This is a genomic window from Aquirufa sp., assembly GCF_044377215.1.
Taxonomy (GTDB): domain Bacteria; phylum Bacteroidota; class Bacteroidia; order Cytophagales; family Spirosomataceae; genus Aquirufa.
In genome coordinates this window covers 21,103-38,170 of sequence record NZ_JBILJM010000018.1, presented here as the reverse complement: position 1 = coordinate 38,170, position 17,068 = coordinate 21,103, and the positions used below count along the sequence as shown (strand labels likewise).

Below are 17,068 nucleotides of genomic sequence, written 5' to 3'. Positions count from 1 at the left end.
TACATTTTTCAATATGAAAAACATCTGCTTTTTAGTCGTTCTATTTTTATTTACTCAATGTGACTTCTCTACCCGTATTGATACGGCAGCAGCCGTAAAAGAGATGAAAGCGCGGCAAGTCAAACGGGTACTTCCACAAGATATCGTTAATCAAGTGGATGAGTGGGGCCAGCAAATGCAGCAAAATTTGCAGGACACGGCTCTTAGAACAAAATATACAGTTAGATACATTCAGGGAAATGCCCAATCGTTACGCGGACAAGTTAAAGACGCCAAAATTCAACAGGTATTAGATGCGCTAGCCTATAGCCAATCTTTGAATCAAGAAGTTCCTCCTAGTATTCAAAAAAATGTGGCAGGTGATAGCTTATTTTACATTTTCCCAACAAACAATAATCAAATTATTATTATTGGTTTTAGCAAAGTACAGGTGATCCAAAAAATGGATCGCAAATTAATCAAATAGATTTTTGTCGAATCAATTCCACCATATTGCGGTAAATTTCCCTCATTTCAGGCTTCTCAAGTAGTGATTGATGGTCAAGACTGATCCGGGTATCTTGTAGTTTGGCTAATTCTTGATTGGATGCCAGCACCTGATTTGCGAAAAATGCCTGAGCGTAATTTTGCATAAGCCCTTGAATTAGCTGTTTATCTAGATCGATAGATTCAAGTAGCGATTGCGCTTGTAACCACAATTGTTGGGTAAAAACCCCTGCCATCAACATGGCTAAGTGAATCCGTTTGCGCTCCTCTCCGTTCACTAAATAAATAGAATCCGAGATGTCCTTTGCCAAATGCACTAATAAAGCCTCTGTTTCTTCCACTAATACCTCAATGCAGATGGGTGTATGACTTAAATTAATTTTGCGTTCCGCTTGCAGATGTTGGACCGGGAAAAACACCCCTAGCTGATTTGTGCTTTCACGGAGAGGGTCGTATTGAATCATTGCTTCAGGCAAAGAGGTCGTGCCGGCCACAAGAATTAACGTTGCATATTTGGGTAAAAGTAGCTCAGGTAGTACCAAACTGTAAGCTGACTCGGGAATACATAGAAAAAATACGGTAGAGGTCGATTCTGAATAATCTAAATGCTCCTGCACTTGGGCATTATACAAATAAGAAACAACGTCTTTGGCTTTGGCGGGATTGCGACTAAATACTTCTTGCACACTATGACCGGCATTTTCCAGCGCTTGAGAAAGGTGCCAGGCCACATGGCCTGCACCAATAAACGAGATTTTTAACATTAATACATGGGTTCAGTCTTAGATCCTACAAAGGGGAGCCATTGATGATTCAAAATTCCGGAAAAATTTCGCAAAAACATAACAAATGATGGCTTGAATGGCTTGCGCAATAAATGCATTCCTGCTTCCTCGGGAGTCAAATGTCCCTTTTTAGAGTTACAATATTTACACGCCGTTATCAAATTATCCCATGAGGTACGTCCTTGGCGCGATTTAGGGATAACATGATCCAATGTCAAATGGTCGCCAGATCCGCAATATTGACATTGATTACCATCGCGTTTGAAGATGTTTTGTCGGCTTAACACCACCCCCTTATACGGAAAATAAACATAGCGATTTAGTCGAATGACCGAGGGATAGGGAAAAGTTTGATGGATGGAGTGAAGCTTTTCTGAAGTTGATTCGGCTATTAATTCAGCTTTATTGAGGTAAACTAATAAAAAAGCCTTGGGCATCGAGCAAATGGTCAAGGCACTATAATCTTGGTTAAGGACTAATACTTTTTGACTCATGGGGGAAAAAATTATTGCATTCAGTAGCACATGCTTTAAAGTTAAAAAAAATAATAACCTGATTGACAAGGGCTTGCCATAAAATAATTAGAAGAGCTCTCATTTCGATTTAGAGCTATTTAAGCCATATTTTGTACTTTTGTCAAAATAAATATTTTCTGATGCCTTCACTTATTGAAAAGATCAAATCACTAGCGGCTGCACACACAACCGAAACAGTTGCGTACAGGCACCACATTCACCAGCATCCCGAATTGTCTTTTCAAGAATTTGAAACACAGGCTTATGTACAAAAACAATTAGCCCTTATGGGTATTGCGAGTACGCCATTAGCAAATACAGGGTTGGTGGCTTTGATTGAAGGCAAAAACCCAACGAGTCGGGTAGTTGCGTTGCGCGCCGATATGGACGCGTTGCCAATTTTAGAGACGAATGATGTCCCTTATAAATCACAAACCCCTGGAGTTATGCATGCCTGCGGGCATGATGTGCATACCTCATCATTGTTGGGGACAGCACGTATTTTGCAATCCATTAAAGAAGAGTTTGAAGGTGCCGTGAAATTGATTTTCCAGCCAGCAGAGGAGAAAGCTCCAGGTGGTGCCAGCATAATGATTCAGGAAGGGGTTTTAGAAAACCCAAAGCCTGCAAGTATTTTTGGCCAACATGTTGCTACGAATGTTCCAGTTGGCAAAATAGGGTTCCGAGAAGGCATGTATATGGCCAGTACGGATGAAATATACATCAAGGTTATCGGCAAAGGTGGGCATGGAGCCATGCCGGATGCATGTATCGATCCAATTGTTATTGCATCGCATATCATTGTGGCGATGCAGCAAATCATTTCACGAAATAAAAATCCAAAATTACCTTCTGTGTTAACTTTTGGAAAAATTGAGGGATTAGGGGCTACTAATGTTATTCCTGATGAAGTGAATATTGCGGGTACATTCCGGGCAATGGATGAAACTTGGCGGGCAGAAGGCTTGTTAAAGATGAAAAAATTAGCGGAAGGAATCGCAGATGCTATGGGAGGTGAGGCAATTTTTGAGGTTTTGAAAGGCTATCCATTTTTACAAAATAATCCTGAATTAACACGTAAAGCCAAAGCCGCGGCTATCGAATATATGGGCGAAGAAAATGTGGTGGATTTAGATCTTTGGATGGCTGGCGAGGATTTTGCTTTCTACACCCACCATGTCGATGCATGTTTTTATCGACTTGGGATTCGGAATGAAGCGCGTGGTATTATCAGCGGCGTACATACACCTACATTTGATATTGATGAAAAAGCGTTGGCAATTGGGCCAGGTTTAATGGCTTGGCTGGCAGTGAGTGAATTGAAAATGTAGAGACGCGATACCTCGCGTCTTAAAAAAAAGACGCAAAGTATTGCGTCTGTACAATTTGTGATTAAAACTCCATCGGATCAGGCCATTTAAAATCGTACGTTAATTCCTCTACGATTTTATCTCCCGAAACAATTTTACCCCCTAAACACGGTTGGCTCGAATCCCAGTAACCCGAATTCATGCCACGTTTTTCACAATCGTTCATACCCACATCTTGTTTGGTGGGGTGTTCGGGAGCAACAATGTTATAGATCCCGGATTGGATTTTCTCACATGTAAGGGCAATTAAATTGACTACATCGTCTTTATGAACATAATTGACAGGGCAATTCGCGCCGTCATTCCGCTTATTTGAAAAGTATTTAGCTACAAATCGGTCTCCTCCCATTAGGCCTCCCAGGCGTAAAATTATAGATGTGATTGGAGAGGCCGAAACAATAGCTTCTGCTTGGGCCATCAATGAATTTTCATTGATTTCAGCCGTTTCATCCACGATAGCCGACACATTTGCATAGACAGATGTAGAGGACAAAAAGATAATTTTCTCCACTTTTTCAGCATCCAAGCCGCTGACCCAATTTTGTACGATTCGCAAATATTGTTCTTCCGAGTTTTTCTTACGGCGTGGGGGAATGGACCAAACTTGAATTGCAGATTGATTCATTTGTGACCATTCGCTCTCAGTTGTCTCGTCGCTGGCACGAAAATCGACCACATGTACGTGCGGATGTTTGGCTTGGGGATGTACTTGAGAGGCAGAAACATGAACATCAAAATCCGCTAATGCTAGTTTAAATGCCAATGGTGCGCCTACCCAACCGCCTCCGTAAATACTTAATGTCTTTTTCATATATATTTGCACTTTTGGAACAATTGAACCGCAAAGATAGTTTAGAACCCATGAATAAAATGTTTTTTGTGCCTTTTATCAGTATTGTACTTGTTGCATTGGATTACTATGTTTGGATGGCCGTAAAAACTGCCTTCAAAAAATCAACTAATCGTATCCAAAAAACGGCTAAATATTTCTTTTGGGGCTTTACTGTATTTATTCTTTTAGGCATTGTTTCATATAATTCCTTGCCTTTGCACGCCTGGAAAAACGAACTGCGTGTTACGTTCATGTCATTAGTCATGATTTCGGTATTTAGCAAAATATCCATTATTCTGTTTTTGCTGTTAGAGGATATCACCCGCTTTTTCCGCTGGGGAAATAATAAAATTCGCAAAAAAGATCCGAGCGCGATCAGTCGGCATGAATTCCTTTCACAAGCCGCTTTAGCAGTAGGTGCTGTTCCGGCTGCCACATTTGCCTTTGGCATTCTTTCTGGTGCACATGATTACCGCATCGAAAAAGTAAGTCTAAAAATACCGAAACTCCCCAAAGAATTCCGGGGCATGCGCATTGCTCAGTTGTCGGACATACATTCAGGAAGCTTTTTCAACAAAACAGCTGTAGAGGGTGGCGTAGATATGCTCATGCGTGAAAAAACGGACCTCGTATTTTTTACGGGGGATTTAGTAAATAATGAATCCAAAGAATTAACGGATTATTTTAAGATGTTTTCAAAAATCAAAGCTCCTTATGGCGTTTTTAGCACCTTAGGCAATCACGATTATGGAGACTATGTGAAATGGAAAAGTCCAGCGGCCAAAAAAGAAAATTTAAATAATTTGATGAAGGCGCATGAATTAATGGGCTGGAACCTACTCATGGATGAAAATCATATCATTTCGGAGTCAGGCGAAAAATTAGCTATTATTGGCGTACAAAATATTGGTATCGGCCGCTTCCCGTGGTATGGCAATTTAGCTAAGGCATATGCGGGGACAGAGGAGGCTGCGACCAAATTATTATTATCGCATGATCCAACGCATTGGAATGCCGAGGTAACGAAAAATGCCAAATTTAAAGATATCGATATAGCGTTTGCGGGGCATACGCACGGGGCGCAATTCGGGGTAAAGATTCCAGGTTTTGATACATGGTCGCCAGCAAAATATATTTATAAACAATGGGCGGGATTGTATGAGGAGGATGGCCAACAACTCTATGTGAATCGTGGATTTGGTTATTTGGGCTATCCAGGACGTGTGGGGATGCCGCCGGAGATTACCATATTTACATTAAGTTAGAATAGAGAGTAGAGGCTATCGACTGATCACAGCCGACTGACTACTATTTTTTATCATTCCCCTTGCTCCTAATTGAAAAAAAGCTAAATTTGCGTCCCAATTAACTGGTTTCGTGGCCGAGTGGTTAGGCAGAGGTCTGCAAAACCTTCTACAGCGGTTCGAATCCGCTCGAAACCTCAGAAAAAACCTTCCCATCCGGAAGGTTTTTTTGTTAAACTCCGTTTTGTACAAACTACTCTAGAAAAATTACATTTTCGTCTTTAGATTATTTTGAAAAATTCTAAATAACCGCTAAAACCTTAAAAAAACACGAAATTGCTCTACGAATAAATTGTTTCCTAAAAATTCGGATTGTAGTTTTGCGGACTGAATTAAAATGAGAAAATCAATATTATGTTTTGCAAAAAAATAACTCTCGTTAAGTTTCTATTATCCTTCACATTATTTTTAGCCACTTTTGGCGCAGTATACGCTCAAGATGCAGCGGAAGGGGAAACATTATTTAAAAACAACTGTGCGGCATGCCATGCATCAACTGACGAGGTACTTGTTGGGCCAGGTCTAAAAGGAATTAGTGAGCGTCGCCCGATTGAATGGATCATCAAATGGGTTCATAATCCACAAGCAATGATTGCCTCAGGCGATAAATATGCGAATGACTTGTATAACAAGTTCAATAAAGCTGCGATGACACCTTATCCGAATTTCTCGGATGATCAAATCAAAGGTATTATTGCCTACATCGATGCATCTAATGTGGCACCAGCAGCCCCGGCGGCGGGAGCGGCCCCAGCGGCGGGAGCCGAAGGAACAGCAGCAGCTAGCTCTGGCGGAATGATGGAAGTCTTATTAATTGGACTTTTAATCATTATGGTTCTCGTATTGATCGCATTACTTTCAATTGTAAATACGTTAGGTAAAATCACGCAAAATCCAGAGGCTGCTGCAGAGACTCCATTGATGCAACGCATTTCGGCCAACCTAAAAGAATTAGCGGCAAACTCGGCAGTAAAGACAGGTGTTTTGGTTTTAGCCCTTTTATTAGGTGGTAAAGCGACTATTGATGCGGCTTATGGCGTAGGTATCCATCAAGGATATGCTCCAGAGCAACCAATCAAATTTTCACACAAATTACACGCAGGGCAGTATGAAATCAACTGTAACTACTGTCACACAGGCGTATACTCTGGTAAAGGAGGTAACGTGCCATCTGCAAACATTTGTATGAACTGCCACAACGCCATCAAACGCGAATCCCCAGAAATTCAAAAAATTTATACAGCATTGGAAAATGACGAGCCTATCCAATGGGTTCGTGTTCACAATTTGCCGGATTTGGCATATTTTAACCACTCACAACATACAAACGTAGGTGGATTAGAATGTAAAAACTGCCATGGTGAAATCGAGAAAATGGAAGTAGTTGAGCAACGTTCATCGTTGACAATGGGCTGGTGCATCGACTGCCACCGCCAATCAGACGTAAATGCAAAAGGCAATGCCTATTATGATAAACTTGTAGAAGTTCATAATAAGGATAGCAAGACTCCATTAAAAGTACAAAACATAGGCGGCCTAGAGTGTTCTAAGTGCCATTATTAATAGGTTTACAATAGATTCAAAATTAGTCTGAATAAGAAAGATTATATGGAAAATTCGAACAAGAGGTATTGGAAAGGGATTGAGGAGTTAACCAATGAACCATCGTTTGTCAAAAATGTCCACAATGAGTTTGGCAATATGCCATCTGAAAACGATTCGAAAGGCGATGCCTTAGTCGATGGCGCAGGAACTCATCGTCGTGATTTTCTTAAAATGTTAGGATTCGGTGTTGCAGCCGTTTCATTAGCTGCATGCGAAGCGCCAGTTAAGAAAACTATTCCTTATCTGAACAAGCCAGAAGATGTGGAGCCTACGATTGCCAACTGGTACGCATCGACTTACACGGACGGAGGCGATTATGCTTCAATTTTGGTGAAGACGCGTGAAGGTCGGCCGATCAAAATCGAGGGTAACAAATTATCATCGGTTTCCAAAGGAACACTTTCAGGCCGTGCACATGCTTCGGTATTGAGTCTATATGACAATGAAAAATTAAAAGGTCCACAAATCGGTAGTAAAGCTGCAGATTGGACTCAATTAGATAAAGAGTTTACAGCAAAATTAGCTGCTGTAGCTGCCAAAGGAGGTCAAATCAGAATCATTTCAAACACGGTTCTTTCTCCAACGACTAAAAAGGTAATTGCTGAATTCGCGGCGAAATACCCAACAACCCAACACATTTCATATGATGCCAATCCAGCTTATGGTTTAACACAAGCTCATGGTGGCATTTTACCAAGCATCGATTTCAGCAAAGCGAAAACAATCGTTTCGATAGGAGCAGACTTCTTAGGTTCTTGGATTTCACCTACTGAATTTGCCGCGCAATGGGCGGTAACCCGCCGTGTAAGCTCTGAAAAAGGGGGTAAAAGAGACATGTCGCGTCATTACCAATTTGAAACAATTCTTTCAAATACGGGTGCGAATGCAGATTACCGTGCTACTTACAAGCCATCACAAGAAGGTTTAGTAGCTGTTGCACTTTACAATGCAGTTGCTAAGTTAACTGGCGCTGCAACTGCAGCGGGTGGTTCTGTAAAAATTGATCATTTAGATAAAGCTGCAAAAGATTTAGTCGCTTCTAAAGGAGCTTCTATCGTAGTTGCTGGATCAAATGACCCCGAAGTTCAAAAAATCGTTGCAGCAACTAACGCGTTAGTTGGCGCCTATGGCACCACCCTAAATACTGCAATCCCAATGAATTACCGCCAAGGTAATGACATGGCGATGGCTAGTTTTATTAAGGACGCTAGTGCAGGTTCAATTGCAGCGGTCATATTCTATAATGCAAACCCAGTTTATAACCACCCAATGGGAGCCGCGTTAGCAGCAGCTTTACCGAAAGTGGAACTTAGTTTAGCAACCAATGATCGTGCAGACGAAACTGCTTCATTGTGTCAATTTATTGCTCCAGATTCACATTACTTAGAATCTTGGAATGATGCAGAACCAAAAGCTGGTTTCTATTCATTAACGCAACCTGCTATTTCAACCATTTTCAAAACGCGTCAAGCACAATCAAGTTTCTTAACTTGGGCTGGCTTAGCAAGTGACTACCAAGCGTATTTAGAGCGCAACTGGGAAACCACAATTTTGAAAGGTGGAAAAGTTGCTTGGAACTCAGCATTACACAATGGCGTATTTGAACCAAATACAGGTTCGATTTCTGCCGCTAGTCCATCCGTTGACGTAGCTTCTGCTTCATCTGCCATTAACAAAGCATACGCAGCAGCATCTACTGGTTTAGAAATCGCTGTTTATGAGAAAGTTGGCTTAGGTACAGGTTCTCAGGCCAACAACCCATGGTTGCAAGAATTCCCTGAGCCAGTTTCAAAAGCGTGTTGGGATAATTATGCATCCATCTCGCAGCCAACGGCTACAAGGTTAAAATTAAAGCAAGGCGACTTAGTTAAAGTAGGCGCTAAAGGATACGAAGTGACTTTGCCTGTGTTAGTTCAACCAGGCCAAGCGCAAGATACAATTGCCATTGCGATCGGATACGGACGTACGAAAGCAGGTAAGTCTGCAGATGGCGTAGGAGTAAATGCGTATCCGTATATCTCTGAGATCAATGGCGCATGTGTGGGTATTTGTACACAGGGAGTTTCGGTAGCACCAACTGGTGACACGAAAGAAATTGCACAAACACAAACACACAATACGGTTATGGCGCGCCAAGCGGTCGTTCAAGAAACGGTATTGGCAGACTTTGTAAAAGATGCAAAAGCTGGAAGCTTTACACCACGTGTAAAAACATCTGAAGGCGAAAAAGACGCAACTGATTTATCGTTGTGGAATGGTCACGAATACAATAACCATGCGTGGGGTATGGTGATTGACTTGAATACATGTACGGGATGTTCGGCTTGTGTGATTTCATGTTCGGCAGAAAACAACGTACCAGTAGTAGGCCGTCAGGAAGTTGTTAACCGTCGTGAAATGCATTGGATGCGTATTGACCGGTATTATTCATCGGATGCTGAGGTAGAAGATATGCAAGGTTTAGAAATTGCGTCGGATAATCCTGAGGTTATATTCCAGCCGATGTTATGTCAGCACTGTAATAATGCTCCTTGTGAGACGGTTTGTCCGGTATTGGCAACAACTCACTCGACAGAAGGTTTGAACCAAATGACGTACAACCGTTGTATTGGAACGCGTTATTGCGCAAACAACTGTCCATATAAAGTTCGTCGGTTCAACTGGTTCCGTTATTTCCAAACAGATGACTTTGATTTCCATTTCAATAACGATTTAGGTCGTATGGTAATTAACCCTGACGTAACGGTTCGTTCACGTGGGGTAATGGAAAAATGCTCAATGTGCGTTCAGCGTATACAAGAGGGCAAATTGGTAGCAAAGAAAGAAAAGCGCCGTCCCGTAGATGGAGAGATTCAAGTAGCTTGTGCTCAATCTTGTCCTACAAATGCGATTACTTTTGGTGATATGAATGATCCTGTATCTGAAATCTCTAAATTATTACTTGTGGAGAAAGAAGGTCGTGCATTCCACGTAATTGAAGAAATTAACGTAAAACCAAATATTTCTTACTTAAAGAAAGTTCGTAATAAGGATGCTAAAAAAGCATAAATTTTTAATCGTAAAACAGTAAATAAAAATATGTCGCACGTTGTATCACCCATAAGAGAGAAACTAGTTACTGGTGGAAAGTCTTATTCCGATGTTACCCACGATATCTGCAAGCAAGTAGAGGGAGAGCCTACAAAGGAATGGAAAATTGCATTCGGGATCTCTTGTCTTGTATTCATTTATGGTGCTTATTGCCTTTTCTACACTTGGTGGCAAGGTATTGGCGTTTGGGGATTAAATAAAACCGTTGGTTGGGCTTGGGATATCACGAACTTCGTTTGGTGGGTTGGTATCGGTCACGCGGGAACCTTGATCTCGGCTGTATTATTATTATTCCGCCAAAAATGGAGAACATCCATTAACCGTTCAGCGGAAGCGATGACGATCTTTGCCGTACTTTGTGCAGCATCGTTTATCCTTGCACACATGGGACGTCCTTGGTTAGCTCACTGGGCTTTACCACTTCCAAATGCATTTGGATCTTTATGGGTTAACTTTAACTCTCCCTTGGTTTGGGACGTATTTGCAATCTCAACGTATTTATCTGTATCCCTATTATTTTGGTATATGGGTCTTGTGCCAGATTTGGCAACGATTCGTGACCGTGCAACAACAAAAGGTCGTAAGTTTTGGTACGGTTTTTTCAGCTTAGGATGGACAGGTTCTTCGAAGACTTGGGCGCGTTATGAGTATATGTCATTGATTTTGGCAGGTATCTCTACACCGCTTGTACTTTCTGTACACACCATTGTATCGATGGACTTTGCTACGTCTGTTATTCCTGGTTGGCATACTACAATCTTCCCTCCATACTTCGTGGCGGGTGCGATCTTCTCAGGTTTCGCGATGGTACAAACATTGTTATTAATCACGCGTGTCGTTTTCAAATTAGAAGATTACATTACGATTGAGCATATTGAAATGATGAACATCGTAATTACGGTAACGGGTTCGGTTGTAGGTATCGCCTATTTAACTGAATTCTTCATCGCATGGTACTCTGGAGTAGAATATGAAAGTTATGCGTTTGTTAACCGGGCTACTGGTCCATACTGGTGGGCATATTGGATGATGATGACTTGTAACGTAATTTCTCCGCAGTTATTCTGGTCAAAAGCGATCCGTACGAACTTGATGGTTTCATTCATCTTATCAATTGTGGTAAACGTAGGTATGTGGTTTGAGCGATTCGTAATTATTGTGACGTCATTACACCGTGATTATATTCCCTCATCTTGGGCGATGTTCTCCCCTACGATGTATGATATTGGTGATTATATCTTCTCATTCGGTTTATTCTTTACGCTGTTCTTCTTATTCGCGAAATATTTACCTGTTGTCAATATGGCCGAGGTGAAGTCGGTAATGAAAGGCGTATCGACGGAATTTACGATTAAACGTATTAAGCCAACAAAAAAATCTGAAGAGTAATTCTATTTAGCAAATTCGAAATTAAAAAAATATGAGTTCGACAACTAATTACATTTTAGGAGTTTACGACGATGAGGATGAGGTTTTACATGCGGTAACTGCGGTAAAAGCAAAAGGAATCAAAGTTGAGGATGTGTATTCTCCCTTCCCTATTCACGGATTAGACGTTGCAGTGGGTCATGATCGCACGAGATTGCCCGTTGCAGCATTCATGTTTGGCACATTGGGTATGATTTGTGCCTTTTCATTGATTAGCTACACGATGGTATTTGACTGGCCGATGATTATTGGAGGTAAAGATTTCTTTGCATTACCAAACTGGATTCCAATCGCCTTTGAAGGAACGGTATTATTCACGGCTTTTGGACTAGTATCTACTTTCTGTATATCAAATGATTTATGGCCAGGAAACAAAACGCTTCCTCTAGATATCCGTACAACAGATGATAAATTTGTGATGGCAATCAATGTAGACAAGAATAAAGTAAGTGTAGCTGATATCAAGAAAGCCCTAAAGGATTCTGGTGCAGTGGAAGTAAATGTTAAATAATTAATAAGAACAATTGTTCACGAAGAAGCATAACAACATGTTTAATCCAAGAATTAAATTCGTTTTAGTAGCCAGTATTGTAGCAGGATTAATGTCTTGCGGATCTGACCACAATGATACAGGAACTGAATTCGCCCCTAATATGTATCACTCAGTTGGATATGAGCCAATGAGCCAAACAGAAGGCGATAGTAATACAATTAACCCGCTAGGCTTGAATATGAGATTGCCTGTAAAAGGAACCGTTTCTCGTAAAGTTTACACAGGTTCAGATAGCTTAAAGCAGGCATTTTTAACCCAGGAGTTGACATCAAAAGCAATCCCCACGGATAGTATATCCTATTCAGAGAAATCATTATTTAATCCAATTTCGGCCACTCCAGAAAATATTGAAGCAGGGAAATTGCAATATGAGCGTTTTTGCCAACACTGCCATGGGGAAGCTGGTAAAGGAGATGGTTTAGTAGCCAAAGCCTACAAAGGTGTTCCTGTATATTCAAGTGATGCACTAAAGGACATGAATGACGGACATATCTATCACGTTATCACACATGGAAAGGGTAGAATGTGGGCACATGGATCACAAATATCATCTGAAAATAGATGGAAGATTGTACTATACGTTCACGAATTGCAAAAACAATAATTCAATTAATTTAAATTAAATAGAGATCAAGATGGCGGGACATTCACATTTTTCCCCAGCAAACGTTGAAGAGCATTTTGAATTCAGTTCTGAAGGCAAAAAGAGAATAATTTATGCTTTCATCGCTGGATTAGCAGCTTTAGCACTAGGCATTTACCTTTTATCCAAAGGGGAGTCTGGTGGTCACGAAGTAGCCAATGCAGGACATGAAGCAGTAAAAGCAGGGCATGAGGCAGCAACAGTAGGACATGAAGCTGCAACAGAGCATGTTTCAGGTGGGGCCGTTTCACACCAAGCATCCGCAGAGGAGCATTACGATTGGACTAATCGTATTTGGGCTAACGTATGGTTAAATGCGGTCTTCTTTACCGGTATTGCTGTTGTTGGCATGTTCTTTGTTTCCTTACAATACCTAACCAAATCTGGTTGGTCTTCCGTAATGAAGCGTGTGCCTGAGGCTTTCCCTAAGTTCTTATACATCACATTGCCAATTTTAATCGCAGTTTTCTTATTTAAAGGGGATGTAATTTTTCACTGGATGCACCACGGTGTAACAGAGGTTGGTAGCGAAAACTATGATAAAATTATCGCAGGGAAATCCGGTTATTTGAACAAGAGCTTCTTTTTAATTCGCTTAGTCGTTTTTGGCGGATTGTGGATTCTACTATGGAAAATGTTACGTAAGAAATCACTAGAAGAAGACTTAAATGGGGGTACTGAATATTTTAACCAACTAGTTAGAATCGGAACCGCATTTATCGTTGTATTTGGAGCATCTAGTTCGATATTTGCATGGGATTGGGTCATGTCAATTGATACCCACTGGTTCTCGACGATGTTTGGATGGTACATGTTCGCGTCATGGCATGTAACAACTTACGCTGTAATCGTATTAGCTATCTTGTACTTGAAGGACAAAGGCTTAATGGCTTATGTAAACGAAAACCATTTACATGATTTGGGTAAGTTTATGTTTGCTTTTTCTATCTTCTGGACATATGTATGGTTTGAGCAATTTTTATTGATCTACTATGCAAATTTACCTGAGGAGACTATATATTTCTTAGAGCGTTGGGAGGGGCACAATAAAATTTACAAAACTTCAGAAATTTTAATGGTTTTGCTAAACTTCTTGTTCCCATTTTTAGTTCTAATGACACGTGATGCAAAGCGTACACGCTTGTTCTTAAAAATAGCAGCATTCATGATTATTGTGGGTCATTACATTGACTTTTATCAAATGATTATGCCTGGTGTAGTTGGCAAACATGGCGGTTACGGTTTAGTTGAATTTGGAATGGTAACTGTGTTTGCAGCTGCTTTCATTTATGTAATCTCAGACGAATTAACGAAGGCGTCTTTAATTGCAAAAAACCATCCATTCTTACCAGAGGCTTTACATCACGACATTTAGTATTTAGCGCATACGATTAAACTTAAAATATATGAATTACCTAATTGGTCTTTTATCCATCGTTTTCTTCATCCTTGCTATCTCAGTGATAGTCAAGAGTATGAAGATTAACAAAAATCTATCTGAAAGCGAAGATGCAGATACTGCATTGGATTCCTCAAACAACACAAATGCTTACGGAATGCTTGTGTTTTGGCTATTGGGCACCATTGCAGGTGTTTGGTCATTTCTACATAGTGCTCCCGATTTCCTACCAGAAGCTGCTTCAAAGCATGGAGTAACTACAGATAAAATGTTTTGGACATCTATGTCAGTTGTGACATTAGCGTTTTTTGCTTCGAATACATTACTATTGTTCTTTGCATTCAAATACCGTTACAACAAAAATAGAAAAGCTACATTCTATCCGGTAAACCATAAATTAGAATTAATTTGGACAGTTATCCCAGCTATTGTAATGGCGATTCTTGTTTTCACAGGATGGAGAACGTGGCGTGATATTACCTCGCAAGCACCAAGCGAAGCTGTTGTGATTGAGCTTACAGGCCATCAATTCGGTTGGTACGTTCGCTATGGTGGTGTTGACGATAACCAACTCGGAAACTACAACTACAAATTAATTGACGAGACAAATAATATTGGTATTGATTTCACAGATAAGCATTCATTTGATGACTTTACTGCGACTGAACTACACTTACCTAAAGGAAAACCTGTACTATTAAAGATTCATGCACAGGACGTTTTGCACTCGGTATACCTTCCATTCCACCGTGTGAAAATGGATGCGGTACCAGGTATGCCAACTAAATTTTGGTTTACGCCAACAATCTCTACAGATGAAATGCGGGCTAAGTTGGGCAAAAAAGACTTTAACTTTAAATTGAATTGCACGGAAGTTTGTGGTCGTGGGCACTTCGGTATGGCCATTACTGTTTTTGTAGATGAGCCGGCAGATTATAAAAAATGGTGTGCGGAACAAAAGCCATTTTTGGCAACAAATCCAGCCTACCTAGCTAAGGTTCCTGCCAATTTAAAAGCCAAAGCAACTAAATATATTCCAGCAGAACCTATCGCTACAGATTCAACCGCGACTGAGGCTGTTAGTATAAACTAATCATTTAAGAAAAGTAGAAAATAAATTTATATGTCAACTGTAACATCACACGCTGAAGAAGTTCACACTCATGCACACGATCATGATCATGAGCACGAACACCATGAATTAAATTTCTGGACGAAGTATATATTCTCTACGGATCACAAAACCATTGCAAAGCAATACTTGATCTCTGGTATCTTGTGGGCTTTTATTGGCGGATCGTTCTCGATAATTTTCCGTTTGCAATTGGGCTTTCCAGATATGCAATTGGAGTGGCTTCGCCCTATACTAGGTGGCTGGATCGATGAAGGTGGAAAACTAGATAAGGAATTTTATTTAGCCCTAGTAACCATGCACGGTACCATCATGGTATTCTTTGTATTGACAGCGGGTCTTTCCGGAACCTTCTCTAATTTCTTGATTCCTTTACAAATTGGTGCAAGAGATATGGCATCTGGATTTATCAATATGTTATCCTATTGGTTCTTCTTTTTGTCTTCCATGATCATGTTTTCTTCTTTATTTATAGAAACAGGCCCAGCATCTGGTGGTTGGGTAATTTATCCCCCACTTTCTGCATTACCACAGGCGATGCCAGGTTCAGGATTAGGAATGACGCTTTGGTTAACATCGATGACATTCTTTATTATCTCATCATTGATGGGTGGCATAAATTACATTTGTACAATTATAAACCTGCGTACTCGAGGAATGACATTTACAAAAATGCCATTAACGATCTGGTCGTTTTTCTTTACGGCAGTTTTAGGTCTTTTATCTTTCCCGGTTCTTTTATCCGCGGCGTTATTATTAATCTTTGATCGTTCATTCGGTACGTCATTTTACTTATCAGAAATTTACATTCAAGGTCAAGCGCTACCTAACGTGGGTGGATCTGCGATTTTGTATCAACACCTTTTCTGGTTCTTAGGTCATCCAGAAGTATATATCGTGTTATTACCTGCTTTAGGTATGACTTCTGAAATCATTGCAACAAATTCACGCAAGCCTATCTTTGGATACCGCGCGATGATTGGTTCTATGATGGGTATCACCGTGTTAGCTTTCATTGTGTGGGCTCACCATATGTTTGTAACAGGTATGAATCCATTCTTAGGTTCTGTATTCATGTTCCTTACGTTAATCATTGCAGTTCCATCAGCAGTGAAAGCGTTTAACTACATCACGACACTTTGGAGGGGCAATTTGATCTTTACTCCAGCGATGTTGTTCTCGATTGGTCTTGTTTCGCTATTTATTTCAGGTGGAGTAACGGGTATTATCCTAGGAAACTCTGCTTTGGATATCAATTTACATGATACATATTTCGTTGTAGCACACTTTCACCTAGTTATGGGTGCGGCATCGTTTTTTGGATTAATGGCAGGTGTGTATCATTGGTTCCCTAAAATGTTTGGTCGAATGATGAACAAGACATTAGGATATATACATTTCTGGTTTACGTTTGTTGGCGTTTATCTTGTATTCTTCCCAATGCACTACATCGGTATCGCTGGATTCCCACGTCGTTATTATTCGTTTACAGCGATCGGAAATGATGGAGCATCTGCATTTACAAACATGAATGCATTTATTTCAATTGCAGCCATAATTACATTCTCAGCGCAAGCTATATTTGCATGGAATTTCTTCTACTCTATATTTAAGGGTAAGAGGGCTCCACTAAATCCGTGGAATTCAACTACGCTTGAATGGACTACACCAATTAATCCAGAACATGGAAATTGGCCTGGTGAAATCCCAGCAGTATACCGTTGGCCTTATGATTATTCTAAGCCAGGTTCAGATGCGGATTTTATTCCTCAGAACGTACCATTCTCTGCAACGAAAAGTTCAAATCTTCCCGAGGAAAATGAAGATATTGCAAAAGAAAAGGATATTGATGGTTTACTAGGAGCACAAAACGAGAGTTATAACCGTTAATTAACTGTTCTAAACTAAGATGCATCCGAATGAATC

The 17,068-nt window shown here is 40.5% G+C and carries 14 protein-coding genes and 1 tRNA gene; 12 read left to right on the top strand and 3 right to left on the bottom strand.

The window, feature by feature from the left end:
* Positions 1-13: 13 nt before the first annotated feature.
* Positions 14-466 (top strand): hypothetical protein, encoded by a 453-nt coding sequence (locus tag ACIQ6T_RS07185; protein WP_395785224.1) that lies wholly within the window; start codon positions 14-16, stop codon positions 464-466.
* On the opposite strand, the gene ACIQ6T_RS07180 is transcribed toward ACIQ6T_RS07185, so the two are convergent.
* Together ACIQ6T_RS07180 and ACIQ6T_RS07175 are read right to left on the bottom strand one after the other, a co-directional pair.
* Entirely contained in the window at positions 459-1,250 is a 792-nt protein-coding gene (locus tag ACIQ6T_RS07180; RefSeq protein ID WP_395785223.1) for a DUF2520 domain-containing protein, read from the bottom strand. The two genes, ACIQ6T_RS07185 and ACIQ6T_RS07180, sit on opposite strands and share 8 nt — an antisense overlap.
* Positions 1,250-1,765 carry an HNH endonuclease gene (locus ACIQ6T_RS07175; protein ID WP_395785222.1) on the bottom strand — a complete coding sequence of 172 codons (516 nt, stop codon included), beginning with the start codon at positions 1,763-1,765 and terminating at the stop codon, positions 1,250-1,252. The genes ACIQ6T_RS07180 and ACIQ6T_RS07175 overlap by 1 nt, the downstream gene beginning before the upstream one ends.
* A 161-nt stretch (positions 1,766-1,926) precedes the next feature.
* Here ACIQ6T_RS07175 and ACIQ6T_RS07170 point away from each other — a divergent pair, with 161 nt between their 5' ends.
* Positions 1,927-3,117: a M20 family metallopeptidase gene (locus ACIQ6T_RS07170; RefSeq protein ID WP_395785221.1), complete on the top strand. Its 1,191-nt coding sequence runs from the start codon at positions 1,927-1,929 to the stop codon at positions 3,115-3,117.
* A 61-nt stretch (positions 3,118-3,178) separates the two neighbouring features.
* On the opposite strand, the gene ACIQ6T_RS07165 is transcribed toward ACIQ6T_RS07170, so the two are convergent.
* Positions 3,179-3,967, bottom strand: a complete 789-nt coding sequence (locus ACIQ6T_RS07165) for a hypothetical protein (RefSeq protein ID WP_395785220.1) — start codon at positions 3,965-3,967, stop codon at positions 3,179-3,181.
* Here ACIQ6T_RS07165 and ACIQ6T_RS07160 point away from each other — a divergent pair.
* From ACIQ6T_RS07160 to ACIQ6T_RS07115, 10 genes are all read left to right on the top strand, one after another.
* On the top strand, positions 3,955-5,253 hold the full coding sequence (locus tag ACIQ6T_RS07160; RefSeq protein WP_395785219.1) for a metallophosphoesterase: 1,299 nt from the start codon (positions 3,955-3,957) through the stop codon (positions 5,251-5,253). The two genes, ACIQ6T_RS07165 and ACIQ6T_RS07160, sit on opposite strands and share 13 nt — an antisense overlap.
* A gap of 106 nt (positions 5,254-5,359) precedes the next feature.
* Positions 5,360-5,430, top strand: a tRNA-Cys gene (locus tag ACIQ6T_RS07155).
* A 216-nt stretch (positions 5,431-5,646) separates the two neighbouring features.
* A complete protein-coding gene (locus ACIQ6T_RS07150; protein ID WP_395785218.1) occupies positions 5,647-6,855 on the top strand; it encodes a c-type cytochrome in 1,209 nt (402 codons plus the stop codon).
* Between the two features lie 45 nt (positions 6,856-6,900).
* Positions 6,901-9,945 (top strand): TAT-variant-translocated molybdopterin oxidoreductase, encoded by a 3,045-nt coding sequence (locus tag ACIQ6T_RS07145; protein WP_395785217.1) that lies wholly within the window; start codon positions 6,901-6,903, stop codon positions 9,943-9,945.
* Between the two features lie 30 nt (positions 9,946-9,975).
* Complete coding sequence (gene nrfD, locus ACIQ6T_RS07140; RefSeq protein ID WP_395785216.1) at positions 9,976-11,376, top strand: NrfD/PsrC family molybdoenzyme membrane anchor subunit; 1,401 nt, start codon at positions 9,976-9,978, stop codon at positions 11,374-11,376.
* Positions 11,377-11,407: 31 nt separating this feature from the next.
* Positions 11,408-11,926, top strand: a complete 519-nt coding sequence (locus ACIQ6T_RS07135) for a DUF3341 domain-containing protein (RefSeq protein WP_395785215.1) — start codon at positions 11,408-11,410, stop codon at positions 11,924-11,926.
* Positions 11,927-11,963: 37 nt separating this feature from the next.
* Positions 11,964-12,572, top strand: a complete 609-nt coding sequence (locus ACIQ6T_RS07130) for a c-type cytochrome (protein WP_395785214.1) — start codon at positions 11,964-11,966, stop codon at positions 12,570-12,572.
* A 31-nt stretch (positions 12,573-12,603) separates the two neighbouring features.
* Complete coding sequence (locus ACIQ6T_RS07125) at positions 12,604-13,986, top strand: quinol:cytochrome C oxidoreductase (RefSeq protein WP_395785213.1); 1,383 nt, start codon at positions 12,604-12,606, stop codon at positions 13,984-13,986.
* Between the two features lie 31 nt (positions 13,987-14,017).
* A complete protein-coding gene (locus ACIQ6T_RS07120) occupies positions 14,018-15,103 on the top strand; it encodes a cytochrome c oxidase subunit II (RefSeq protein ID WP_395785212.1) in 1,086 nt (361 codons plus the stop codon).
* Positions 15,104-15,133: 30 nt separating this feature from the next.
* Positions 15,134-17,032 (top strand): cbb3-type cytochrome c oxidase subunit I, encoded by a 1,899-nt coding sequence (locus ACIQ6T_RS07115; protein ID WP_395785211.1) that lies wholly within the window; start codon positions 15,134-15,136, stop codon positions 17,030-17,032.
* Positions 17,033-17,068 lie beyond the last annotated feature (36 nt).

Coding starts and splice junctions, on each gene's coding strand:
- ACIQ6T_RS07145 (WP_395785217.1), top strand. CDS start 6,901: ATGGAAAATTCGAACAAGAGGTATTGGAAAGGGATTGAGGAGTTAACC.
- ACIQ6T_RS07115 (WP_395785211.1), top strand. CDS start 15,134: ATGTCAACTGTAACATCACACGCTGAAGAAGTTCACACTCATGCACAC.
- ACIQ6T_RS07160 (WP_395785219.1), top strand. CDS start 3,955: ATGTCTTTTTCATATATATTTGCACTTTTGGAACAATTGAACCGCAAA.
- ACIQ6T_RS07175 (WP_395785222.1), bottom strand. CDS start 1,765: ATGAGTCAAAAAGTATTAGTCCTTAACCAAGATTATAGTGCCTTGACC.
- ACIQ6T_RS07180 (WP_395785223.1), bottom strand. CDS start 1,250: ATGTTAAAAATCTCGTTTATTGGTGCAGGCCATGTGGCCTGGCACCTT.
- nrfD (WP_395785216.1), top strand. CDS start 9,976: ATGTCGCACGTTGTATCACCCATAAGAGAGAAACTAGTTACTGGTGGA.
- ACIQ6T_RS07165 (WP_395785220.1), bottom strand. CDS start 3,967: ATGAAAAAGACATTAAGTATTTACGGAGGCGGTTGGGTAGGCGCACCA.
- ACIQ6T_RS07185 (WP_395785224.1), top strand. CDS start 14: ATGAAAAACATCTGCTTTTTAGTCGTTCTATTTTTATTTACTCAATGT.
- ACIQ6T_RS07125 (WP_395785213.1), top strand. CDS start 12,604: ATGGCGGGACATTCACATTTTTCCCCAGCAAACGTTGAAGAGCATTTT.
- ACIQ6T_RS07150 (WP_395785218.1), top strand. CDS start 5,647: ATGTTTTGCAAAAAAATAACTCTCGTTAAGTTTCTATTATCCTTCACA.
- ACIQ6T_RS07120 (WP_395785212.1), top strand. CDS start 14,018: ATGAATTACCTAATTGGTCTTTTATCCATCGTTTTCTTCATCCTTGCT.
- ACIQ6T_RS07170 (WP_395785221.1), top strand. CDS start 1,927: ATGCCTTCACTTATTGAAAAGATCAAATCACTAGCGGCTGCACACACA.
- ACIQ6T_RS07135 (WP_395785215.1), top strand. CDS start 11,408: ATGAGTTCGACAACTAATTACATTTTAGGAGTTTACGACGATGAGGAT.
- ACIQ6T_RS07130 (WP_395785214.1), top strand. CDS start 11,964: ATGTTTAATCCAAGAATTAAATTCGTTTTAGTAGCCAGTATTGTAGCA.